This is a genomic window from Mesorhizobium kamtschaticum (assembly GCF_056174585.1).
Window position 1 is genome coordinate 2,147,838 of the sequence record NZ_CM149691.1, and the last position, 22,422, is coordinate 2,170,259.

General features: G+C 63.4%; 24 protein-coding genes and 1 pseudogene. 4 read left to right on the plus strand and 21 right to left on the minus strand.

The annotated features are described in order from the left end of the window. Positions 1-165 precede the first annotated feature (165 nt). Positions 166-1,467, plus strand: coding sequence for an amidase (locus AC0V7N_RS10585; protein WP_475457166.1), 1,302 nt, complete (start codon positions 166-168; stop codon positions 1,465-1,467). A 15-nt stretch (positions 1,468-1,482) separates the two neighbouring features. Here the strand turns inward: AC0V7N_RS10585 and AC0V7N_RS10590 are convergent, their stop codons facing one another. Genes AC0V7N_RS10590 through AC0V7N_RS10610 form a run of 5 tightly spaced genes read right to left on the minus strand, consistent with a single transcriptional unit; the run spans position 1,483 to position 5,745 of the window. Beyond that, positions 1,483-1,869: a hypothetical protein gene (locus AC0V7N_RS10590; RefSeq protein ID WP_475457168.1), complete on the minus strand. Its 387-nt coding sequence runs from the start codon at positions 1,867-1,869 to the stop codon at positions 1,483-1,485. A gap of 41 nt (positions 1,870-1,910) precedes the next feature. Beyond that, positions 1,911-2,903, minus strand: a complete 993-nt coding sequence (locus AC0V7N_RS10595; RefSeq protein ID WP_475457170.1) for a hydroxyacid dehydrogenase — start codon at positions 2,901-2,903, stop codon at positions 1,911-1,913. Between the two features lie 2 nt (positions 2,904-2,905). Beyond that, positions 2,906-3,625, minus strand: coding sequence for a FadR/GntR family transcriptional regulator (locus AC0V7N_RS10600; protein WP_027043339.1), 720 nt, complete (start codon positions 3,623-3,625; stop codon positions 2,906-2,908). A gap of 2 nt (positions 3,626-3,627) precedes the next feature. Continuing rightward, positions 3,628-4,797, minus strand: coding sequence for a mandelate racemase/muconate lactonizing enzyme family protein (locus AC0V7N_RS10605; protein ID WP_475457172.1), 1,170 nt, complete (start codon positions 4,795-4,797; stop codon positions 3,628-3,630). Between the two features lie 60 nt (positions 4,798-4,857). Next, positions 4,858-5,745 carry a sugar phosphate isomerase/epimerase family protein gene (locus AC0V7N_RS10610; RefSeq protein WP_475457174.1) on the minus strand — a complete coding sequence of 296 codons (888 nt, stop codon included), beginning with the start codon at positions 5,743-5,745 and terminating at the stop codon, positions 4,858-4,860. 401 nt (positions 5,746-6,146) lie between these two features. On the opposite strand from AC0V7N_RS10610, the gene AC0V7N_RS10615 reads away from it, so the two are divergent. The 3 genes from AC0V7N_RS10615 to AC0V7N_RS10625 all read left to right on the plus strand — a co-directional run bounded on the left by AC0V7N_RS10615 (position 6,147) and on the right by AC0V7N_RS10625 (position 9,434). Next, positions 6,147-7,202 carry a sugar phosphate isomerase/epimerase family protein gene (locus tag AC0V7N_RS10615; RefSeq protein WP_475457176.1) on the plus strand — a complete coding sequence of 352 codons (1,056 nt, stop codon included), beginning with the start codon at positions 6,147-6,149 and terminating at the stop codon, positions 7,200-7,202. A gap of 151 nt (positions 7,203-7,353) precedes the next feature. Beyond that, positions 7,354-8,541 (plus strand): Gfo/Idh/MocA family protein, encoded by a 1,188-nt coding sequence (locus AC0V7N_RS10620; RefSeq protein WP_475457178.1) that lies wholly within the window; start codon positions 7,354-7,356, stop codon positions 8,539-8,541. Positions 8,542-8,582: 41 nt separating this feature from the next. Then, positions 8,583-9,434 carry a sugar phosphate isomerase/epimerase family protein gene (locus AC0V7N_RS10625; RefSeq protein ID WP_475457180.1) on the plus strand — a complete coding sequence of 284 codons (852 nt, stop codon included), beginning with the start codon at positions 8,583-8,585 and terminating at the stop codon, positions 9,432-9,434. A 147-nt stretch (positions 9,435-9,581) separates the two neighbouring features. Here AC0V7N_RS10625 and AC0V7N_RS10630 read toward each other — a convergent pair. The 16 genes and pseudogenes from AC0V7N_RS10630 to phnG all read right to left on the minus strand — a co-directional run bounded on the left by AC0V7N_RS10630 (position 9,582) and on the right by phnG (position 22,354). After that, positions 9,582-10,530 (minus strand): IS630 family transposase gene (locus AC0V7N_RS10630; RefSeq protein WP_475457182.1). Its coding sequence is split into 2 segments (ribosomal slippage): positions 9,582-10,193 and positions 10,195-10,530, totalling 948 coding nucleotides; the frame shifts between segments, so codons are not numbered across the junction. Between the two features lie 200 nt (positions 10,531-10,730). Continuing rightward, the gene (gene phnE / locus AC0V7N_RS10635; RefSeq protein WP_475457184.1) at positions 10,731-12,098 is read right to left on the minus strand and encodes a phosphonate ABC transporter, permease protein PhnE; all 1,368 of its coding nucleotides are present in this window, start codon (positions 12,096-12,098) and stop codon (positions 10,731-10,733) included. 3 nt (positions 12,099-12,101) lie between these two features. Then, positions 12,102-13,073 (minus strand): phosphonate ABC transporter, permease protein PhnE, encoded by a 972-nt coding sequence (phnE, locus tag AC0V7N_RS10640; RefSeq protein WP_027043332.1) that lies wholly within the window; start codon positions 13,071-13,073, stop codon positions 12,102-12,104. Positions 13,074-13,129: 56 nt separating this feature from the next. Further along, positions 13,130-14,038, minus strand: coding sequence for a phosphonate ABC transporter substrate-binding protein (gene phnD, locus AC0V7N_RS10645; protein ID WP_475457187.1), 909 nt, complete (start codon positions 14,036-14,038; stop codon positions 13,130-13,132). 102 nt (positions 14,039-14,140) lie between these two features. Next, positions 14,141-14,998: a phosphonate ABC transporter ATP-binding protein gene (gene phnC / locus AC0V7N_RS10650; RefSeq protein ID WP_475457189.1), complete on the minus strand. Its 858-nt coding sequence runs from the start codon at positions 14,996-14,998 to the stop codon at positions 14,141-14,143. Positions 14,999-15,130: 132 nt separating this feature from the next. Then, complete coding sequence (locus tag AC0V7N_RS10655) at positions 15,131-15,841, minus strand: DUF1868 domain-containing protein (RefSeq protein WP_475457191.1); 711 nt, start codon at positions 15,839-15,841, stop codon at positions 15,131-15,133. 79 nt (positions 15,842-15,920) lie between these two features. After that, positions 15,921-16,361 carry a hypothetical protein gene (locus AC0V7N_RS10660; protein WP_475457193.1) on the minus strand — a complete coding sequence of 147 codons (441 nt, stop codon included), beginning with the start codon at positions 16,359-16,361 and terminating at the stop codon, positions 15,921-15,923. A gap of 104 nt (positions 16,362-16,465) precedes the next feature. Next, positions 16,466-17,083 (minus strand): DapH/DapD/GlmU-related protein, encoded by a 618-nt coding sequence (locus tag AC0V7N_RS10665; RefSeq protein WP_475457195.1) that lies wholly within the window; start codon positions 17,081-17,083, stop codon positions 16,466-16,468. After that, the gene (gene phnL / locus AC0V7N_RS10670; RefSeq protein ID WP_475457197.1) at positions 17,080-17,787 is read right to left on the minus strand and encodes a phosphonate C-P lyase system protein PhnL; all 708 of its coding nucleotides are present in this window, start codon (positions 17,785-17,787) and stop codon (positions 17,080-17,082) included. Before phnL ends, AC0V7N_RS10665 begins: the two co-directional genes overlap by 4 nt. Positions 17,788-17,789: 2 nt before the next feature. After that, positions 17,790-18,566, minus strand: a complete 777-nt coding sequence (phnK, locus tag AC0V7N_RS10675; RefSeq protein ID WP_015315654.1) for a phosphonate C-P lyase system protein PhnK — start codon at positions 18,564-18,566, stop codon at positions 17,790-17,792. After that, positions 18,563-19,474, minus strand: coding sequence for an alpha-D-ribose 1-methylphosphonate 5-phosphate C-P-lyase PhnJ (locus AC0V7N_RS10680; protein ID WP_475457199.1), 912 nt, complete (start codon positions 19,472-19,474; stop codon positions 18,563-18,565). Before AC0V7N_RS10680 ends, phnK begins: the two co-directional genes overlap by 4 nt. A gap of 5 nt (positions 19,475-19,479) precedes the next feature. Then, the gene (locus AC0V7N_RS10685; protein WP_475457201.1) at positions 19,480-19,755 is read right to left on the minus strand and encodes a hypothetical protein; all 276 of its coding nucleotides are present in this window, start codon (positions 19,753-19,755) and stop codon (positions 19,480-19,482) included. Continuing rightward, entirely contained in the window at positions 19,752-20,171 is a 420-nt protein-coding gene (fosX, locus tag AC0V7N_RS10690) for a FosX/FosE/FosI family fosfomycin resistance hydrolase (RefSeq protein ID WP_475457203.1), read from the minus strand. The genes AC0V7N_RS10685 and fosX overlap by 4 nt, the downstream gene beginning before the upstream one ends. Beyond that, the gene (locus AC0V7N_RS10695) at positions 20,168-21,280 is read right to left on the minus strand and encodes a carbon-phosphorus lyase complex subunit (RefSeq protein ID WP_475457205.1); all 1,113 of its coding nucleotides are present in this window, start codon (positions 21,278-21,280) and stop codon (positions 20,168-20,170) included. The genes fosX and AC0V7N_RS10695 overlap by 4 nt, the downstream gene beginning before the upstream one ends. A gap of 2 nt (positions 21,281-21,282) precedes the next feature. Further along, positions 21,283-21,894, minus strand: a complete 612-nt coding sequence (gene phnH / locus AC0V7N_RS10700) for a phosphonate C-P lyase system protein PhnH (protein WP_475457207.1) — start codon at positions 21,892-21,894, stop codon at positions 21,283-21,285. Continuing rightward, a pseudogene (phnG, locus tag AC0V7N_RS10705) lies at positions 21,894-22,354 on the minus strand (phosphonate C-P lyase system protein PhnG). The gene phnH and the pseudogene phnG overlap by 1 nt, the downstream one beginning before the upstream one ends. Between the last annotated feature and the right edge of the window lie 68 nt (positions 22,355-22,422).

The following is a 22,422-nucleotide window of genomic DNA, read 5'->3' on the forward strand; positions in this document are numbered from 1 at the left end:
CCTATCGCTGGCAGGTGCAAAGGCACGCTGGCCGGGCTATCCCTTCCGCAGGCCGAACGGCTGCGTTAAGTCATTGTTTTTTCGCAATTCCGGACGGAAACCCGCTACACACTTTTCCTGGAATTGCTTTAAAGACGTTCTACCTTGGCGGAGTCCGACACCGACATGCAATCCATCCGCGATCGTCTCGAAATCATCCTGTCACGTCTTGCCAATCGTGCGGCCGGCGAGAAGGTCTTCACCAAGCTCTATGCCGAAGCCGCACGGGCCGCGGCTGATGCCAGTGACGCCCGCAGCCGGGCCGGCGTGACGCTCGGACCGCTCGACGGCGCCATTGTCTCGATCAAGGATCTCTTCGATGTCGCCGGCGAGGCGACCACGGCCGGCTCGCTGATGCGCAAGACCGCGGCACCGGCGCTGCGTGATGCGGCCATCGTCAGCCGGCTGCGGCAGGCCGGCGCGGTGATCATCGGCAAGACCAACATGACCGAATTCGCCTTCACCGCGATCGGCGACAACATGCATTACGGCACGCCAGGCAATGCCGCCGATGCCGGTCGTATCCCCGGCGGCTCCTCATCGGGCGCCGGCGTTTCCGTCGGGGAGGGGACGAGCGACATCTCGATCGGATCCGACACCGGCGGGTCGATCCGCATTCCGGCGGCGCTCAATGGTGTCGTCGGCTTCAAGCCGACGGCCCGGCGCATACCGCTCTCTGGCGCCTTTCCGCTGTCGGGCACGCTGGACTCGATCGGGCCGCTGGCCCGAACGGTCGCGCAATGTGCTGCTGCCGATGCGGCGATGGCCGGCGAGGTGCCGACAGAGCTGGCGGCCATTCCGCTCGCCGGGCTTCGGATCGGTATTCCGCGCGGCGTTCTTTTCGAGGACACGGAAAGCGAGGTCACGACGGCGTTCGAGCATTGCCTTCGCAAGATCGAACAGGCCGGCGCGCGCATTGCCGATCTGGCGATCGACGACATGATCGCGGAGCTGCGCGCGGCCACCAAGCGCGGTTCGATCGCTGCCATGGAAGGGGCTGAGATCCATGCCGACTGGCTGGCGACGGGCGCATCGGTGCCGGTCGACCCGCATGTCAGCGGGCCCTTGTCGCAGGCGGCGATGCTGCCGACGCCGGTTTATATCAGGGCCTTGCGCCGCCGCACTGCTCTGGCAGCAGCCATGGATGAGCGGCTGACATCGGTCGATGTGCTGGCTCTGCCAACCACGCCGGTGACGGCGCCGACCATCGCTTCCACGGCCGAGGATGCCGAGTTGCGCGACCACGTCGAAGGCCTTTTGCTGCGCAACACGCAGGTCGCCAACCAGTTCGACCTCTGCGCGATCTCGCTGCCGATGCCTGATATGGCCCTGCCGGCCGGACTGATGCTGGTGGCGCGCAACGGCCATGACCGGCATCTGCTGCGGATTGCCGCTGAAGTGGAGAGGCTGCTGGCTGATCGGCGGTGAACCGCTAAGTGCGGGTCAGTGCGATGAGCAGTGCTTGCGCTCGCTGTCCTTGGCGGTGCGCACGATGCGGGTCGCGACCAGCCAGGGCAGGCTGTACTCCTTGCCGGTGATGGTCTGGGTGCGGTGCTCGATCGAGCCCCTGACGACGATCTTTCCGCCGTAAAGCACGTCGGACTGATCGATTATCGCCTTGTCGGCCTGCGGCAATCCGCTGGTGTCGATCGACACACCCTTGACGATCGTGCCGGTGGCAAGGTCGAGCGCGCTGTTCGACGGGCAGGGCGCCTTGAAACAGCGCAGTCCGTTGTCGCAGTAGACATAGCTGCTCTCGGCAGCAAATGCCGGCAAGGTGCAGATGGACGAGGCTGCGGCAACCAGAAATGTGAGGCGAAGACCGGACATGGCCGCACCGTCGCGGAGAATTGGGGCGAAAGCGCGATCCGCTATATGTCGAGTGGAAACCGCTGCCGGTAGTGATCGACCACTTCCGGATTGCGCAGATTGGCCGGCAGCTTGCCCGCCAGCACCAGCAAGGCTTCGCCGGCCGCGCCGACGCCCATGCGCATCATCGATTCCTCGGTAATCCCAGCCATATGCGGGGTGATGATGACGTTGTCGAAGCCGAAATAGGGATGATTTGACGGCAGCGGCTGCGTCGAAAACACGTCGAGCGCTGCACCCCCAATACGGCGCTCCCGCAAGGCCTCGATCAGCGCGTCGTCATCGACGACCGGTCCGCGCGACACGTTGATCAGCAGCGCGTTGGGTTTCATGCGGGCGATGCGTTCGCGGCTGATCAGGCCGCGCGTCTCCGGCGTCAGCGGGCAGCACAGCACGATGATGTCGCTCTGCTCGACCAGCGCGTCGATCGACAGGAAGCCGACTTTTTCAGGCGCCGGCTGCATGCTGCGTGTCGTTGCCACCACTTTCAAGTCGAAGCCGTGCGCGGCGATATGGCCGACGGCCTGGCCGACGGCGCCGAGGCCGACGATGCCGATGGTCTTGCCGGCAAGCTCGATGTTGGAATTGGCATGCTCGCGGCCGGCGAGCCAGCCTTTGGCGCGCAGGTCGCGGTCGACCCTGCGGAATTGCCGCAGCAGTGCAAGTGCGGTGAACATGACATGTTCGGCGACCGAGCGCGCATTGACCGCCGGCACGTTGGCCACCAGCACGCCGGCCGCCGCCGCAGCTTCCATCGGAATCATGTCGAGCCCGGCGCCATGGCGGATCGCTGCCCGCAGCTTCCAGGCCCCCTCGAACAGTGCCGGTGGCAGTGGCGCGCGCACGATGACGATGTCGGCGTCCTTGGCCTCTCTGGTCAAGGTGGCAGGATCGAGCGCCGATGCGATGACGAGTTGACCAGCGCCAGCCAGCTTGGTCGAAGCGCGCGGATGCAGCGGATGGGTCGACAGGATCTTCGGCACGGTCTGGGCCACGGTCAGGCCTTTTCGAGAGCGGGGCTTGGCGGCGCAACCGCTTTGCCGCCTTCGATCAGGCCCTTCCAGTAGCTTTCCGCGCCTTGAAGGTGGGCGCTCATCAACGCCTGGGCGAGATTGCCGTCGCGGCGCAGCAGCGCCTCGTAGATCTGCACATGCTCGGCATGCGAACGCACGCTGCGCTCGGGATCGTTGAAATAGATCGGCAGGCGCTGTTCGCCCATCAGATAGTAGACGCTGCAGATGTTGTGGAAGACGCTGTTCTTGGTGGCGCGCACGATCTCGAGATGAAATTCGCGGTCCTCCTTGGCGAGGCCTTCGCCGGCGGCGATGCGCTCCTCGGAGGCCTTGAGGATTTCTCGGAGCCGTTCGAAATTCTCCTCGGTGGCGCGCGAGCAGGCAAGCTCGGCGGCCTTGATTTCATGGATCTTGCGCAGCTCGACCGTTTCGTAGATCTGCAAGGGATCAAGCGGCAGGCCGGCACGCGCGAACAGCGCCAGCGCTTCGACGCTGGCCTGCTTGGTGTCGATATAGATGCCTGACTTGGCCCGGCGCTCGACGATGCGCATGGCTTCGAGGATGGCCAGCGCCTCGCGGATCTGGCCGCGGCTGACGCCGAAATGCTCCGCCAGCTCACGTTCCGACGGCGTGCGGCCGGTCTCGCTGTCCGAGTGGGAGAACAGATAGGCGGCGAGTTCGGCGAGGAGGTTCTTTTCTTTCATCGTCAACTGCGTTGCGCGTGCGCCTCCAGGAATCGCTCGGAAATGGTGAATCCCAATCCGGGCTTTTCCGGGATCGCTATCATACCGTCCTTTGCTTCGACAGTCTCTTCGATCAGATCGTGGATCATCGGGTTGGCGCCGAGCGAATATTCGACCGTGAAACTCGACGGCGAGGCGGCGCAGACATGCAGCCCGGCGAAGAAGCAGGGCGCACCCGCCCACAGATGCGGCGCAAAGCGCAGATTGAAAGCGCTGGCGATGGTGCCGATCTTCATCGCCTCGCTGATGCCGCCGCAGAAGGCGGGATCGGGTTGGAAGATATCGGCGGCCTTCAGCACCGCGAGGTCGCGGAAGGCATAGCGCGTCGCCTCGCTTTCGCCGGTGGCGATCGGCACGGCGCCGGAGGCGCGCACTTCCGCCATGCCCGGCTTGTCGTCGGCGATCACAGGTTCCTCGAACCAGGCGAGATCGAGGTCGTTGACGAGGTGGATGAAGCGCTTGGCTTCAGCCACCGTATAGGTGCCGTGGGCGTCGACCATCAGCTCGACATCGGGGCCGAGCGCTTGGCGCGCGGCGCGGACTCGGGCCGCCGAGACGTGCGCGGCGCCATCCATGGCGCCGACCCGCATCTTCAGCGCCTTGAAGCCGCCCCGGGCGATGTAGGATTTCAGTTGTTCGCCGATCGCATCGGCGGACGCCCAGCCGCCCGAGGCATAGGCCTGCATGCGGTCAAGCTTGCGGCCGCCGAGCAGTCGCCAGACCGGCACGCCAACCGATTTCCCCAAAATATCCCAGAGCGCGATGTCGACGGCGCTGATGGCGGCGATGCTCATGCCGCGCCGTGCCAGTTGCGGCATGGCGTGGCCGGCGCGAGCGGCGCTGTCGTGGCGCACGCCATTGTAGAGCATCTCCCAGATGATGCCGATATCGGCCGGATCGCGGCCGATCAGCTGCGGACCGACCTCGTGGTTGAGCATGTGGACGAGCGCGCCGTAGCTGCCGGCGCTGCCGGCGGCGTTCTTGCCTTCGCCCCAGCCGACCAGCCCGTCATCGGTTTCGATGCGCAGGATGGCGGCGTCGAAGGTCGTCACCTGGCCGAAGTCGCTGCGATGTTGCTTCGCGGCTTCGATCGGGATGCGGACCCACCAGGCTTGGACGGTCTTGATGCGCATGTCTTTCCCCAGCCCTGCCGCCGGTCAGAGCGGAAGGGCAAATTTCCCAGAAGCAGTCGACTACTTGATCAGTGGCAGCAACGTTTCGGCGGTGATGCGCATCTGGTCGGTGTAGAATTTTTCGGTCAGCACGCTGGAGCCGTGATCCTGGATGAACTTCAGCTGCTCGGGCGAGATATCGACCGGATGACGCTCGACCATTTCGGGGTAGGGTGCTGCCGGCGTGCGGTCGACCGGGGCGACGAATTCGTTGGTCAGCGCGCCGTCGTAGCCGACTTCCTTCAAGGTGGCGACGATCCTGGGCCAGTCGATCTGGCCGAGGCCGGCGGCGAAGCGGTTGTTGTCGGCGACATGGAAGTCGAATAGCCGCTTTCCGACCTGCCGGATGGCGTCATGGACGTTAAATTCTTCCATGTGGATGTGGTAGGCGTCGAGGCAGACGCCGCATTCGGGGCTGACCGCGTCGGCCAGCGCCAGCGCCTGGGCGCCGCGATTGAACAGATAGGTCTCGAAGCGGTTGAGCGGCTCGACGGCGATCTTGACGCCGACCTTCTTGGCATGGGTGAAGCACTCGCGGGTCGCGTCGACCACCCACTTCCATTCCTCTTCCTCGGTACCGTCAGGCACCACCTTGCCGACTGTCGCGGGGACGAGCGTGATAATCTCGCCATCGAGCTCGCTGACCATGGTCAGCACGTCCTTGACATACTGCACGGAGCGTTCACGCTGGCCCTGGTCCTTTGCGGCAAGGTTGCGTTCGCCCAGCATCAAGGTCACCGCGCCCCAGCAGCGGATGCCATGCTCCCTCAAGAGTGCCCGCGTCTCCTTGGTCTTGTACTGTTCGGGCTCGCCGGAAATCTCGATCGACTCATAGCCGAATTTCTTGATGCGCTTGAGCGTCGTCTCCAAGGGCTCCGCGCGCATCCAGTTGTGCGTCGAAAGGTGCATGGTCTGTCCTTCCCAAATTCGTCCGTATGGTTTGCCTGCGACATGCATCGCCGAAAGGCGAGGCAAGGGTTCCTCCCCAAGGCATCCCCAGCCTTTTCCTGCAAACTGGTTCGACCAATTGGGCCTGAAGCGAGGTCTACAGCAAATTCCAAGGAACGGCAAGAAGCGCGGTATCGCAACTTTTTGTGCGAATTATTCCGTTGATTATATTGCGATATATGCCGATACTTCGGGCGTTAGGAGGGCTTTGCCGGTGCATTGTCAGGCTTGACCAAATTCCCCTATTTGGTAATACCAGAATGGCAGTGCCCGCAAAGCGCCCGGTGCGAAAAGACCAAAATGGCTGGCCCTGCTTCCAATCGGCGCTATGCTTGGTCGAGACACAATGAGGGAGGATGCCTATGCCGACGACAATGAAGGGCCCTGGACTGTTTCTGGCGCAGTTCGCGGGTGATGCAGCGCCATTCAATTCGCTGGCCTCGATCACCAAATGGGCCGCCGGTCTCGGCTACAAAGGCGTGCAGATCCCGACTTGGGATGCGCGCCTGTTCGACCTCAAGAAAGCGGCGTCTTCCAAGACCTATTGCGATGAGGTGAAGGGCATCTGTGCCGATGCCGGCGTCGAAATCACTGAATTGTCGACGCATCTGCAGGGGCAGTTGGTGGCGGTGCACCCGGCCTATGACGCCCAGATGGATGGCTTCGCGCCGGCCTCGGTCCACAACAATCCCAAGGCGCGGCAGAAATGGGCGGTCGAGCAGATGAAGTTCGGCGCCAAGGCATCGCGCAATCTCGGGCTGAATGCTTCGGTCTCGTTCACCGGCTCGCTGGCTTTCCCTTACCTCTATCCTTTCCCACAGCGGCCAGCCGGACTGATCGAGGAGGCCTTTGGCGAACTCGGCAAACGCTGGAAGCCGATCCTCGATGTCTATGAGGACAATGGCGTCGATGTCGGCTACGAAATTCACCCCTCTGAGGACGTGTTCGACGGCGCCACTTTCGAGATGTTCCTCGACACGGTCGGCGGCCACAAGCGCTGCAACATCAACTACGACCCCTCACACTTCCTGCTGCAGCAGCTCGACTATCTCGAATTCATCGACATCTATCACGAGCGTATCAAGGCCTTCCACGTCAAGGACGCCGAGTTCAACCCGACCGGCCGGCAAGGTGTCTATTCCGGCTATCAGAGCTGGACCAACCGCGCCGGCCGCTTCCGCTCGCTCGGCGACGGGCAGGTGGATTTCGGTGGCATCTTCTCCAAGCTGACGCAGTACAATTACGATTCCTGGGCGGTCCTGGAATGGGAGTGCTGCCTGAAGCATCCCGAAGACGGTGCTGCTGAAGGTGCGCCCTTCATCCAGCATCACATCATCCGCGTGACGGAAAGGGCATTCGACGATTTTGCCAGCGGCACCACGGACAAGAAGCTGCTGCGCGCGATGATGGGTATCTAGCGCTACTTTCCCTCCCCCTCGAGGGGAGGGTGGCCCGAAGGGCCGGGTGGGGTCGGTTCAGGCCGAGCTCTGCCTCTACGACCCCACCCGATCCGCTGCGCGGATCGGCCTCCCCTCAAGGGGGAGGTAAGCAACAGCCAGGAGAAAAAACATGGTCGGCGCATCGAAGTCGGAAACGGGAGGCGGCCCGATCCGCTACGGCATGGTCGGTGGCGGGCAGGGCGCCTTCATCGGCGCGGTGCACCGCATCGCGGCGCGCCTGGACAATGATTTCGTGCTGGTGGCCGGCGCGCTGTCGGCGAATCCGGAGCGGGCCAAGGCATCGGCCGCCGAACTCGGGCTTGATCCCGATCGCAGCTACGCCTCCTATGCCGAGATGGCCAAGGCCGAGGCCAAGCGTCCCGACGGCATCGAGGCGGTGGCCATCGTCACGCCGAACAATGTGCATGTGCCGGCGGCGAAGGCCTTCCTCGAGGCCGGCATCCACGTGATCTGCGACAAGCCGCTGGCAACGACGCTGGCGGAGGCGAAGAAGCTCGCCGCTGTGGTCGAGAAGACCGGCAAGGTGTTCGTGCTCACCCACAACTATACCGCCTATCCGATGATCCGGCAGGCGCGCGAAATGGTGGCCAAGGGCGTGCTGGGCGACATCCGCATCGTGCAGTCGGAATACCCGCAGGACTGGCTGACGGAAGACCTCGCCGCCACCGGCCAGAAGCAGGCATCGTGGCGCGGCGATCCGAAACAGGCGGGTGCGGGCGGCGCGTTGGGCGACATCGGCACGCATGCCTACAATCTCGCCCGCTTCGTCTCGGGGCTGGAGCTCGATTCCTTGTCGGCTGATCTCGATGCCTTCGTGCCGGGCCGGCTGCTCGACGACAATGTCAACGTCATGCTGCGCTTCAAGCCCACCGGCAAGACGCATCCGGCCAAGGGCATGATCTGGGCGAGCCAGGTGGCGCCCGGGCATGAGAACGGGCTGAAGCTGCGCATCTATGGCTCGAAGGGTGGGCTGGAATGGGTGCAGGCCGATCCGAACTATCTCTGGTACACGCCGTTCGGTCAGCCCAAGCAATTGATCACCCGCAACGGCGCCGGCGCGCTGCCGGTGGCAGGCCGTGTCAGCCGCGTGCCGTCGGGCCATCCCGAGGGTTATCTCGAAGGTTTTGCCAACATCTATCAGGAAGCCGCGCGGGCGATCCGGGCTGCACGCAAGAAGGGTGGCAAGCCGGCAAAGGATGTCGTCTTCCCGACTATCCAGGATGGCGTCGAAGGCATGGCCTTCATCGAGGCTTGCGTGAAATCTTCGAAGAAGAATGGGGCGTGGACGAAGCTTTAGAATAAAGACGATCCGGGGGGATCCAAGGGGGAGGGGCGTCGATGAAAATCGGCATGTGCATGTTCTTGTGGACGACAGCGGTGTCGAAGAAGCACGAGCCGCTGCTTCGCGACATCAAGGCGACAGGCTTCGATGGCGTCGAGATACCGGTCTTTGCCGGTGTGCCGGACGACTACAAAAAGCTCGGCGACCTGCTCGACCGCATCGGGCTGGAGCGGACCGCAGTCTCGGCGATGGGCGATCCCTCAATGAACCTGATCTCGCCGGATGCCGCGACCCGCAAGGTCGGTGTCGAGTACATGAAATGGGCTGTCGATTGCGCCGATGCGCTTGGCGCCAGGACGCTCAGCGGACCTCTGCATTCGACGCTCGGCGCCTTCTCCGGCAGCGGGCCGACACCCGCCGAGAAGAACCGTTCCGTCGCCTCCCAGCGCACCATCGGCGACCATGCCGGCAAGCGCAACGTCACCATCGGGCTGGAGGCGCTGAACCGCTTCGAATGTTATCTTCTCAACACGATGGCGGACCTGTCGGAGCACGTCGATGCCATCGGCCGGCCGCACATCAAGGCGATGTACGACACTTTTCATGCCAATATCGAGGAGGCCGACCCGATCGGCGCCTACACAAAGCACCGCCGGAATGTCGTGCACATCCACATTTCGGAAAACGATCGCGGCGTGCCTGGGCGTGGCAACATCCCGTGGGCAGAGACGTTCGCGGCGATCCGCAAGAGCGGCTATGATGACTGGCTGACCATCGAAGCGTTTGGCCGTTCGCTGAAGGATCTGGCCGCGGCGACAAAGGTTTGGCGCGATTTCGCGGAGACGCCGGAAGCGGTTTATCGGGACGGGTATAAGCATATCAGGAATGGATGGAAGAAGGCGGCTTAGCTCCTCCCTTCGTCATCCACGGGCGGAGCGGGAGCGCAGCGGACGCGGAGACCCGAGGATCCATGCCGCGACTGTCGAGCGCCGCGGCGGTGCCGACAGGAAAGCGAATCGATACCTCTTTTTTGCACCGCTGCATTCTAGAGCCTTTCACGTTTTGACGGAAGCGTAGCCTGCGTTTTCGAAGTAGTTCCTGCATTCGGCTGCATCGATGGTTTCGACGAGGTGGCCGATGTGGCGCCAAGTTTCCTCGACGGTGCGTTTCTGAGCCTGACGCATCCAGTGTTTGGTTTTGGCGAAGGCCTGCTCGATCGGATTGAGGTCCGGAGAGTAGGGCGGCAGGTACCAGAGCCTGGCACCGGCAGCCTTGATCATCTGCCTGATGGCCGCCGACTTATGACTTCCCAGATTATCCATGACGACGATGTCGCCGGGCTTCAGAACGGTGATGAGCTGCTGCTCGACATACGCGCGGAAGCATTGGCCGTTGATCGGTCCGTCGAAGACGCAAGGTGCTGCGAGCCGATCCCAGCGCAGCGCGCCAAGGAAGGTCAGCGTGCGCCAGTGCCCTTGCGGAGCCAGGCCGCGCAGCCGCTTGCCCTTCGGCCCCCAACCTCGCAGCGGAGCCATGTTGGTCTTGATCCAAGTCTCATCGATGAAGACCAGGCACTGCGGATCGAGACCGGTCTGCCAGGATCGCCATCGCTGACGCCTGCGGGCAATATCGGCGCGCGCCTGCTCAAGGGCGAACAGCGTTTTTTTTGAAGCTTAGGCCCTCGCGGCGCAGGAACAACCACACCGCGTTGTGCGAGACCTTGACCCCGCGACCAGCCAACTCATCCTTCAGACCGTGCAGCGTCAGATGCGGCATCTCACGTATACGCGCCTCGATGAAGGCACGGTGCGGCTCCAGTAGCCTCTTGCGATGCCCACCCATCTTGCCCGGCGCCACCGAGCCGGTCGTCCCATGGCGCTGCAACAGCTTCACCGCGGCCGAAATCGAAATGCCGAACCGTTTGGCGGCAGACCGGCGGCTTTCACCACTCAAAACTGCCGCCACAACCCGCTCGCGAAGGTCATTGGAAAGAGGTCGGGTCATCAGATGCTGGCCTCCACTCCAGCCAGCATCTTGAATCACAAAACCGACAAATCGGGAATCCCCTTCGATTCCATCAAGCCGTGAACCGCTCTAGCGCAGACGTCACGGCATGGATCCTCGGGTCTGCGCCGCGTCGCTTCGCTCCTTGCTCCGCCCGTGGATGACGAAGGCGCGAGGTGTGGCCGCTGGCGTCAGGCCGATCACCCCTGCTCGGCCTGGATCCTGTTGTAGTCGTGGATGGTGCGGCTCAGCCTGCGGCGCAGGAAGTTTGAGATGTTGTCGAAGATGAAGACGACGAGCAGGATCAGCAGCACCATGTAGAAGACGTTGGCCCAGTTGGAGTTGGTGCGCATCGCTTCCCACAATTTCAGGCCGATGCCGCCGGCGCCGACGGCGCCGATGATGGTGGCGCCGCGGGTGTTGGATTCCCACTGGTAGAGCGTCTGGCTGATGAAGACGGGTATCACTTCCGGCATGACGCCGTAGCGCTGCACCAGGAGACCGTTGGCGCCGGTCGACAGCACCCCTTCACGAGGCTTGTCGTCGATGTTTTCCAGCGCCTCGGAATAGGTTTTGCCGAGCGTGCCGATCTCGGTGAAGAAGATCGCAGCACTGCCGGCCAGCGGGCCGGGGCCGAAGGCGCGGGTGAAGAACAGCGCCCAGATCAGCATATCGACCGAGCGCATGAAGTCGAAGAAGCGTTTGAGCACCTGGCTGAGCGCGCCGCTCGGCGTGATGTTGCGGGCGGCGAAGAAGGCCAGCGGGAAGGCGACGATACCGCCGAGCAGCGTGCCAAGGAACGCCATGACGATGGTCTGCAGCAGCTTCGTCCAGACGTCGCCGTGCTGCCATTGGGCGTTGTTCCAGATGTTGTCGCCGGCCAGCGCCAGATTCGAGGTGCCCGGTTTCAGCTCGGGCCCGGATATGATCAGGGAAACCACTTCTCCCGCTGATTTGCCGAAGAAGGGCGAGCGCGTGTCGAAGACGAAATTCGCCCAGCCGAGGAAGCGCTTGCGCACCTTGACGCGGTCGACGGTGACGCGCACCTCGCCGACGAAGCCCATCTTGGCGACCACTTCGTCGTCATGCGCGGTGATCCAGTCCGGCACCGGGCCCGTGATCACCGGCTTGCCGCTGGTCAGCGAAACCGGCACGGTCTGGCCGTTGGCGACGATCGTCGCCTGCGCCTTGTCGAAGGTGACGGATTTTGCCGGACCGTCGATCAGCACTGTGAAGGTGCCGTCCGGGTTCTTGATCACCCAGTCGGGGTTCGGGTTCTCGCCAAGAGCGGAAAAGCGCGGGTATTTGGGCGTGATCTCCGGCTGGTCGAGCCGGAATTCGGGCTGTAAATCGTAGCTGACCCATTGTGTGAGGAAGAGCGGCAGACGCTCCCAGTGCGATTCCCGCAGCACCTGCGGCAGGCTGAAGAACCACAGGACGTAGATGAGGTAAGTCAGGATGCCGATAAACAGGAAGAGCGGGGCGAAGCGCTTGTAGAGCGGCCGCCGGAACACCTGGGGATAGCGCTCCTCGATCGACAGCATCTCCTCGGCGGTCATGGTCGCCATGGTTCATGCTCCCATCATAAAGGCTTGTTCGCCGACCAGCTTGCGGCGCAGCCAGGCGGAAAACTGGTCGATGATGAAGATGGTGGTGAACAACAGCAGCACCAGCGCCAGCGTCTTGGCGCCGAAGCCACGCGAGATGGACAGCTTCAATTCCTCGCCGATGCCGCCGCCGCCGACGGCGCCGATGATGGTCGAGACGCGGACATTGATCTCGACGCGCAGCAGTGTGTAGGACATGAAATTGGGCAGCACCTGCGGCAGGCCGGCAAAGCGCACCCGCTCGAACCAGTTGGCGCCGACCGCGCGCAGACCTTCCTCGGCACGCATGTCGATGTTCTCGTTGACCTCGTAGAACAGCTTGCCGAGTGCGCCGATCGAATGCAGGCCGATGGCGATGATGGCGGCGATCGGACCGGCCGAAACGATGGCCGCGAACAGGCCGGCGATGACGATTTCCGGAAAGGCGCGCAACAGCTCCATGAAACGCTTGACGACCAGCCGGAGCACCGGATGGGGCGTCAGATTGCGCGCGGCGATGAAGGAAAAGGGCACCGCGAAGATGAAGCCGATGAAGGTCGAAACCAGGGCCATGTTCACCGTGGTCAGCATCAGCTCGAAATATTCGGGGATGTAGAACCCGCCCCAGACATAGACGCGGCCGAGCGGGAAGTTGAATTCCTGCGTGCCGGTGTCATGCGGCGAGGCAATGTCGAGCAAGGCTCGCCAGACGTCGTTCCAGTCCTTGGGGATGAGCCAGCTCAGGAAATCCAGGATATGCGGCAGCCGGTCGAAGAAGTGCCCGGCATTGGCCTCGTCGGCGAACCACATGCTGGCGAACATTGCGACGAGCAGCAGGCCGACGCCGAGCACCGTATAGAACCGGCGCAGCGACGTCTGGCGCCGCCAGGCATCGGCCATCTGGTGGGTGGCGCCAGAAGAGGCTGTCAAAGAGGGGGCTGTCACGGAAAGGGTCATGATCGGAGATGCAAGAAGGGCGGTGTTTTTTTACACCGCCCTTTTCGATTTCGCCGTTAGCCGCCGATGGCTGCCTTACGGGCTTCGACGATGACGCTGTAGAAGTCCGGCTTCACCGGGACGTAGCCGGTAAAATCGCCACCTTCGACGCCTTCGAAGCAGGCCTTGTCCTTCTTCGGGAGCTCGGTGAAGAAAGCGGCGAGCTTGGCGGTCATCTCGTCGCCGAGCGCGGTGCGCACGACCAGCGGGCCGTTCGGGATCAGGCCCGAGCGCCAGACTTCGACGAAGTCGTTGGGGTCGACGGCGCCCTTGGCGACTTCCTTGTGGAAGGTGCCGGAGGTGTAGCCGTTCTTGAAGTCGCCGATGCCGGAGGAATCGTCCACCGCGACGTCGACCTTGCCGTCGCGCACGGCCAGAACGTTGTTCTCGTGGCCGCCGTTGAACTGGGTCGAAGCGAAGAAGGTCTCGTTCGAAGCGCCGGTGGTCTTCGGAATCTGGGTCAGCGGGATCAGATAGCCGGAGGTCGAATCCGGATCGGCATAGCCAAGTTTCTTGCCCTTGGCCGACTTGATGTCGGTGATGCCGGAGGACTTGAGCGCCAGGCCGATCGAATAATAGCCGGTTGCGCCATCGGTCTGCTGGGTGGTGAGGATCGGGGTGACGGCTTTCGGGTCCTTCAAGACAACGCTGGCGTAGCCGGAGGCGCCGAGTTCGGCGAAGTCGAGCGTGCCGCCGAGCAGGCCCTGGATGACGCCGTCATAGTCGGCGGCGGGGAACAGCGAGACCTTCTCGAAGCCGAATTCGGTCTTCAGATGGTCGGCCAGGCACTGGTAGTTGCGCAGCCGGTCGGTTTCGTTTTCACCGCCCAGAATGCCGACGCGGAATTCCTTCAGATCGGCGGCGTGGGCCATGCTGGTGGCCATGGCGAGCACCGAAACGGCACTGAGAACCATCTTCCTGAACATCTGTTATCTCTCCTGTAGGTTCCGGCCCCGCGCCGGCAGCGTTATCGATTTGGACAGGTGCCCTTGACGTGGGCGGACGATCCGAGCCGCTCTTTCTTGAACTCAGTAACCTGGGAATGCAGGCTCGAGCGGTCCGGCGGATGCTGCAATCTTTTGCCTGAAGGCAACGCTGGTCGAGGTGATGGCCTCGGCGATTTCGCCGCCATTGCTGTCGGCGCCATAAACGAGACGCACGGCCTCGCGGTTGAGCTCTTCGGGCGGGCCATCGAAGACGACCTTGCCGGCGGCCATGCCGATGATGCGGTTGCAATAGGTGCGCGCGGTATCGAGCGTGTGCAGATTGGTGACGACGGTGATGCCTTCACGCAGATTGATGTCCTGCAGCGAATCCATCACCACCTTGGCATTGAGCGGGTCGAGTGAGGCGATCGGCTCGTCGGCGAGGATCACCTTGGGCTGCTGCATCAGGGCGCGGGCGATGGCGACGCGCTGCTGTTGTCCACCAGACAAGGTGCCGGCTGGCTGAAGCGCGGTGCGGGCGATGTCGAGCCGCTCGAGCGCGGCGACCGCCTCGGCGCACTCGGCGCGCGAGAACATGCCGAGAAGATTGGACAGGGTCGAACGGTGGTTCAACTTGCCAAGCAGCACGTTGGTCAGCACGTCGAGACGCGGCACCAGGTTGAACTGCTGGAAAATCATGGCGCAGTCGCGCTGCCAACGCCGCAGCGGCGAGCCGCGCAGCTGGGAGACCTCGGCGCCGTCAAAAAAAATCGACCCCTGGCTGGGGTCGACAAGACGGTTGATCATGCGAAGAAGGGTCGATTTGCCGGCACCCGAACGGCCAATGACGCCGACCATCTGACCCTGCGGGATCGAGATGTTGACGTTGCTGACAGCGGTGTTCTTGCCAAATCGTCGGCTGACGCCGCGGATTTCGAGTGTGGCAGAGCTTGCTGACATGGGGCTGGGCTCCAGTCCGGGCCTTATTGATCGTCAGGCTCTCGCCTAACCCAGCCACATGAACCTGCCGTGTCGCCAGCATGTCAGTTTTGTTACGCTCCACAGGCGCGACGGCTGACGCCCAGCCGGCAATCAGCCAAGCACCAGCAATTCCTCGAAATGCTTCATGTCGCGGAAGGCGCAGAAGGCGGGGGCCTTGATCTCGATCACCGGTGCCTGCCGTGCGAAAAGTGCCAGGCCCTCATCGAACAGCGCCTGCCACGCGGCGGCTCTGTCATCTGCCAGACGCTGGATCTGGTAGGCGAAGGTGATGTGGAAGACATAAGCGTCGTGATCGGGGTGCCGGTAGCCGAACGGCACCGCCAACGCATCGCGCCATTGACGCATGATGCGCACGTCCTCGTCGGTCGCACCGGCAACAGTAAGGCCGGTCGGCACGATTTCGACCACTTTGATTTTGAAGGGTCCGAAACCCTCGAACCCTTTCAAGCGCTCCAGATAGAGGCGGGTCATGGCATCGATGCTGGTGTCGAGCGGCACGTCCTGCGGCCAGTAGGGCAAGCGGCGGCGATATTCGATGATGCCCTGAAACAGCGTCATATGCAGGCTGGAGACGGGCGTGAAGGCCAGCCGGTCGGCGTCGGGCATCGCCAGCATCTTGTCGCGCACCGCAAGCACCACGGCCTCGGACGGCGAACCGCTGGTGAGATGGCTGACGACGGTGTTGCCGGGCTCGGTCAGGAAATTGCCTGACGTGTCGTAGCGTGTGCCGAGATGCGCTGGTGGTGTTGGATTGGAGCCGGCGAAGAATCCGGCGAGCGAGGGTCTGACGATGTCGAGCATGGCGATCTCCTTGGGGGAGATGGGGTCCTGTCCGAGTCATGTGTCACGGATATGAAACAGGACCGGACGCGAAGGACCTTCAAAGGCAAGGATTTGCTACAGGCTCACGATCAACTTCAAGGAGCTTATCCATATCGGCAATAATTTGCCGACGGTCGACCGACTTGATTGCATTGTACATTTGCATACTCTCGCTGTCCGGCTGGCACGAGACACTGCTGCGATGCGCCTCGCTCGCCCGGACTTGGCGTTGCTGCTCCTCGAGCGTCGCCTGCGTGGTATCTGAATCCCGCACGATAAACGCTTTAATGCGATCGATCTGAGATTGAAGGAAGACGAGAAAGTCGCGATCCTGTTGCGGAGAGCAGGCCTCGCCGACCGCTTCAATTTCGGTATAAATCATCCAAGCGCACAAGACAGCGCCGCGAGGATCGGTCTTTGGCAGTTCGGCCGTGATGGCATGCTGAGGCAGGAGCGCCGCTAGCCCAAATAGGCAAGGCCCAATCCACCGTTTGAGCATACCGACCTCCACGACTCTCAAGTGTGGTAAAAGTACACCCAATAATGGGCTAAATACGGCCTCAAGGCCGATCGCTATTCGCCGCCGCGGGCGAACGCAAATTGTCAGTCGCCATGCTTCTCGAGGAAAGCCTCTGCCTCAAGCGCGCGAAAATCGTCCAGCGCCGCGCGCAGCCTGGCGTGGTCCCAATCCCACCAAGCGAGTGCCTGGAAGCGCTCGGCGGTGCGGCGGTCGAAGCGCTCGCGGATCGGCTTGGCCGGCACGCCGGCGACGATGGTATAGGGGGCGACATCCTTCGACACGACGGCGCCGGCGCCGACCGCGGCGCCATCGCCGACGGTGACGCCGGGCAGGACGGTCGAGCCGTGGCCGAGCCAGGTGTCGTGGCCGATGGTGACGCGTTTGGCGCGGCGCTGAGCGAAGAATTCGCTCTCGTGCTCGGCGTCGTCCCAATAGTCCGAGGCGCGGTAGGTGAAGTGGTGCAGCGTCGGCCGCCATGTCGGGTGGTTGGTGGCGTTGAGGCGCACGCTTGCCGCGATGTTGGCAAACTTGCCGATCGTCGCGCACCAGACGGCGCAGTCTTGCATCATGTAGGAATAGTCGCCGAGTTCGCTTTCCGAAACCCGGCTGCGGTCGGCGATTTCGGTCCAGCGGCCAAGCGTAGAATTGTGTACCTCCGCCGTCGGGTGAACCAACGGCGTTTCCGACAATTTCCTGGTCATGCCGCGATTTTTCCTGGAGCGAAAGCGGTGACGTCGATGATGCGGTCGGCCACCGCCTCGCGCACATCATGGTCGTGGAAGATGCCGAGCAAAGCGACGCCGGCCGCTTTCTTGGCGGCGATGAGTTCGATCACCACGTCACGATTTTTGGCGTCGAGCGAGGCGGTCGGTTCGTCGAGCAGGAGGATCGGATGCTCGGTGATGAAGCCACGCGCGATGTTGACGCGCTGCTGCTCGCCGCCGGAGAAGGTCGCCGGCGGCAGGGCCCAGAGTTTTTCCGGCAAATTGAGCTGCGCCAGCAAGGCGCGTGCCTTGCCGCGGGCAATTTCGCGCTCTTCGCCGCGCTCGACCAGCGGCTCGGCGACGACATCGAGCGCCGAGACGCGCGGTACGGTGCGCAGGAACTGGCTGACATAGCCGATCGTTTGCCGGCGTACGGCAAGCACGGTGCGCGGGCTGGCATGGGCGAGATCGATCAATCCGTCCTCATGCTTGACGATGATCTGGCCCTCGTCGACGGCATAGTTGCCGTAGAGCATCTTCAGGATCGAGCTCTTGCCGGCACCGGACGGGCCGCCGAGCACGGTGCATTCGCCGGCCTTGATCGAGAACGAGACACCGGAAACGACAGGCAGTTTGATGCCATCGCGCAGATGCATGGTGAAGCTCTTGGCGACGTCGGAGACAACGAGGGGCGTCGGCATGGTTACACCTGCAGGATGGAAGAAACGAGGAGCTGCGTATAGGGCGCGCGCGGATCGTCGAGCACGCGGTCGGTGAGGCCGCTTTCGACAACGCGGCCGTCCTTCATCACCATCATGCGCTGCGACAGAAGCCGCGCCACCGCGAGGTCGTGGGTGACGACGATGGCGGCAAGGCCGAGATCGGTGACCAGCCCGCGCAGGAGATCGAGCAGGCGCGCCTGTACCGAGACGTCGAGGCCGCCCGTCGGCTCATCCATGAACACCAGCCGTGGGCCGGTGACGAGATTGCGGGCGATCTGCAGGCGCTGGCGCATGCCGCCTGAAAAGGCGCGCGGCTCGTCGTCGATGCGATCTTCTTCGATCTCGACGCGCGACAGCCAGTCGACCGCCGTGGCGCGGATCTTGCCATAGTGGCGGTCGCCCACCGCCATCAGCCGTTCGCCGACATTGGCGCCGGCCGACACCGTCATGCGCAGGCCGTCGGCCGGGTTCTGATGGACAAAACCCCAGTCGGTGCGCATCAGGAAGCGGCGTTCGGCCTCGCTCATGCGGTAGAGCTCGCGGAATTGGCCGTCGCGCATACGGTAGCTGGCGGTGCCGGAGGATGGCAGCAGCCGCGTCGACAGGCAGTTAAGCAGCGTCGTCTTGCCGGAACCGGATTCGCCGACGACAGCCAGGACCTCGCCCGGCCACAGGTCGAAGGAGACGTTGTCGCAGCCGACGCGCGAGCCGTAGAATTTGGACAGCGCCGAGACGCGCAGCAGCGGTTCGTCGGTCATTGTGCCGGCTCCCCTGTTTCTGAGGCAAAATGGGTTTCTGGGGCAGGATTGGGGGCAAGATGGCCGCGATGGCCGTCCGCGCGCCGCTTCTCGCAGTGGTCGGTGTCGGAGCAGACGAACATGTGGCCGCCATGGTCGTCGAGGATGACCTCGTCCAGATAGACATTTTCCGCCGCGCACAGTGCGCAAGGCTGGTCGAAGGTCTGCACCTCGAATGGATGATCCTCGAAGTCGAGGCTGACGACTTCGGTAAAGGGCGGCACCGCGTAGATGCGCTTTTCACGGCCGGCGCCGAACAGCTGCAAGGCCGGCGAGCGGTGCATCTTGGGATTGTCGAATTTCGGCGTTGGCGAGGGGTCCATCACATAGCGGCCCTCGACCTTCACCGGATAGGCGTAGGTGGTGGCGATGCGGCCGTGCTTGGCGATGTCCTCATAGAGCTTCACATGCATGAGGCCGTATTCTTCCAGCGCATGCATCTTGCGCGTTTCCGTCTCGCGTGGTTCGAGGAAGCGCAGTGGCTCCGGGATCGGCACCTGGTAGACCAGTACCTGGCCTGCGGTCAGCGGATGTTCCGGGATGCGGTGGCGGGTCTGGATGATGGTGGCGCTGGCGGTGTCGGTGGTGACGGCGACATTGGTGACCTTCTTGAAGAAGGCACGGATCGAGACCGCGTTGGTGGTGTCGTCGGCGCCCTGGTCGATCACCTTCAGCACGTCGTCGGGGCCGATGATCGAGGCGGTGACCTGGACGCCGCCGGTGCCCCAGCCATAGGGCATCGGCATTTCGCGCGAGGCGAACGGCACCTGATAGCCGGGGATGGCGATGCCCTTGAGGATCGCCCTGCGGATCATCCTTTTGGTCTGCTCGTCGAGATAGGCGAAGTTGTAGGTGGCGATGTCGGTCATGGCGATCACATCCGCTTTGTGCTATCGAATTGACGTCCAGGACGCGGAAACAGGGGCGAATTCAGATGAACTCGACCGGATGGATGCATCTCGGAATTCTGTTGGTGGTGTTCGCCGGAGTCGTTCTCTTTTTCCTTCGGCGCATGGTTCTTCCGGCCCCAAAGGAGGGCTCTCAAGGTGAGTCCATGGGCGGCGGAGGTGGTGGCTACTCCGGGTATGATGGCTATGGCGGTCATTCCCACGATGGTGGCGGCCATGGGGGCGTCGGGCACTAAGTTCATTGCACCGTCTCCAATCCCCTGGCATAGCGCGCCAGCCGCTCATTGAGCGTGCCGGTGTGCAGTTCGAACATGTGGTTGTCGTCGTCGTAGAAATAGATCGAGCGGCCTTCGCCCTCGACGCGCGGACGCGGCGGGCGCATGTCGAGGCCTAACTTGGCGACACGCTCGGCGTAACGGTCGAAATCGGCGTCATCGATCTTGAAGGCGATGTGGTTGTAGCTGCGCTCCGGCAGCGCCTCGCCTTCCATGATGGCGATCCAGATATCGCCGATCAGGAAGAATTTTTCGCGCGACAGCGAGAACTGTTCGGCGTCGCTGGCATAGACCTCGCGCGCTTCGAATACGCCTTCAAGGATAGCAGTCATCCGCTCGAGATCGCGGATGATGAAGGTCATGTGGGACAGGCCTTCGATCATTCCGCGGCCTCCCGCTTCTCTTCGACCTTCGCGGGGTTTTCGCGAGCCTCATATTCGGCGCGCATGCGGCGTACGAGGTCGAGTTCAGCCTGGAAATCGACATAGTGCGGCAGCTTCAGATGCTCGACGAAGCCGGTCGCCTGGACGTTGTCGGAATGCGAGATGACAAACTCCTCGTCCTGGGCGGCGGCGACAATGTCCTCGCCGAGTTCAGAGGCGCGCAGCGCCCGGTCGCACAGCGCCATGGCCATCGCCTTGCGCTCGCTCTGGCCGAAGACCAGGCCGTAGCCGCGGGTGAATTGTGGCGGCGCCTTGGCCGATCCCTTGAACTGGTTGACCATCTGGCATTCGGTGACCCGCACCGCGCCGAGGGATGCCGCGAAGGGCAGTTCGGGAACGTCGAGTTCCAGCTCGACCTCGCCGATGCGGATTTCGCCGACAAAGGGATGGTTGCGGGCATAGCCGCGCTGGGTGGAATAGCCGAGCGCCAGCAGGAAACCCTCGTCGCCACGCGACAACGCCTGCAGGCGGATGTCGCGCGCCATCGGGAATTCCAGCGGCTCGCGGGTGATGTCACCGGGGACATGGTCCTGCGGCATCTCGCCATCCGGTTCGATCAGGCCTTCGCGGGCGAGGATCGCCGAGACGCGCGGCATGGCCTGCGCCTCCGTCTCACGCTGCAAGGGTTCGGCGACATCGGCGCCGGCGGCAAGCTCGGGGTCGAGCAGCCGGTGCGTGTAGTCGAAGGTCGGCCCGAGAAGCTGACCACCGGGCAGGTCCTTGTAGGTTGCCGAGACGCGCCGTTCGACCCGCATCGCGCTGGTATCGATGGCCTTGCTGTAGCCGAAGCGTGGCAGCGTGGTGCGGTAGGCGCGCACCAGGAAGATCGCCTCGATCATGTCGCCGCGGGCCTGGACGATTGCCAATGCGGCGAGTTCCCGGTCGTAGAGCGAGCCTTCGCTCATCACCCGGTCGACGCCGAGCGCCAGCTGCTCGACGATCTGGTCGAGGCGCAGTGCCGACACCGAACGGTCGCCGCGCCGACGGTCGGCGAGCAGGCTGTGGGCGTTGGCGATTGCGGCTTCGCCGCCTTTTACCGCGACATACATCTTCAAGCCTCCATGGTCTTGATGCGCGTCGTGCGCGGCAGGCAGGCTACGCCTTCAGCGGTGGCGAGGATGATGTCGACGCCGCGCGGGAAGCGCTTGGTGTTCTGCTTCCACTGCTCGACGAAATGACGCGGCATCTGCGCCGGGGCGATCATGGCGCTGGTTTCGATGCCGGGGCCTTCGAGCAGCAGTGGAACGCCTGAGGTCAGGTCGCTGACCTGCAGGATCAGCGTGGTCGAGCGGTCGGGATAATCCTGCGTTCCCTGTGAAAAGCCATCGAGCGCCATCATCTCGGCGGGTGTGGCGACAAAGGCGAAATCCGCGTCGGCCGGCGTGTTGGCGAGCGGTGCGCCAGTGTGGAAACCAAGCCAGGAGCCGATCGCGGCGGAGGTGTGCAGGGCCGGGTCAAGCCAGAGCGGCGTGTCGTTGTCGCACAGCGCCAAGGCTACGGCGCCAGCGGTTGCCGAGAGCGGCGCCGGCGGGCGGGCCAAGGCCGGCAAAGGCTGCACGCTGCCCGGCCGCGCCATCGCGTCCATGACGGCGCGGAAAACGGTCTGGGCGTTGAACACCGGATCGGCGAAGCCGCCCTCGATCGATTGCGCTGCGATATCCATCAGTCTTCTCCGCGAACCATGGTGAAGAAATCCACCTTCGTTGCCGCCGTCTCGGCGCGGCGTTTTCCTGCGCAGCCGTTAGCGCCGATCTCAGAGGCGCGATCAGCCTGGTCTCGACCTCGGCGCGGCGGGCAGGGTCCTGCCACAGCGCGTCGGCTATTGCCGCCAGCTTCGCCTTTTGCTTGTCGCGGCCGAGCGCGTAGCAATGGCCGACCTGTCCAGATGGCAGCCGGACAGTGGCGCGGGTGACGGTCGCTTCGCCGACATTGAAGGGTGCGCCGCCACCGCCGATACGGCCGCGCAGCGTCACCAGCCCTGTCTCGGGACCGCGCAGCAGTTCGGCTTGTGAAGGCAGGCCAGCCTCGTTCCAGAGCCGAACGATGTCGTCGCCGCTCGATTGCGCCAGCGTCGCCATGGCGGCCTTGCGTTCGGCCTGGTCGCGGGCTTCCTGTCCTCGCATCGGCAGCATTCCTCTTTGCTAGATTTGTCTATTGATATAGACAACTATACAAATTATACATATTACCT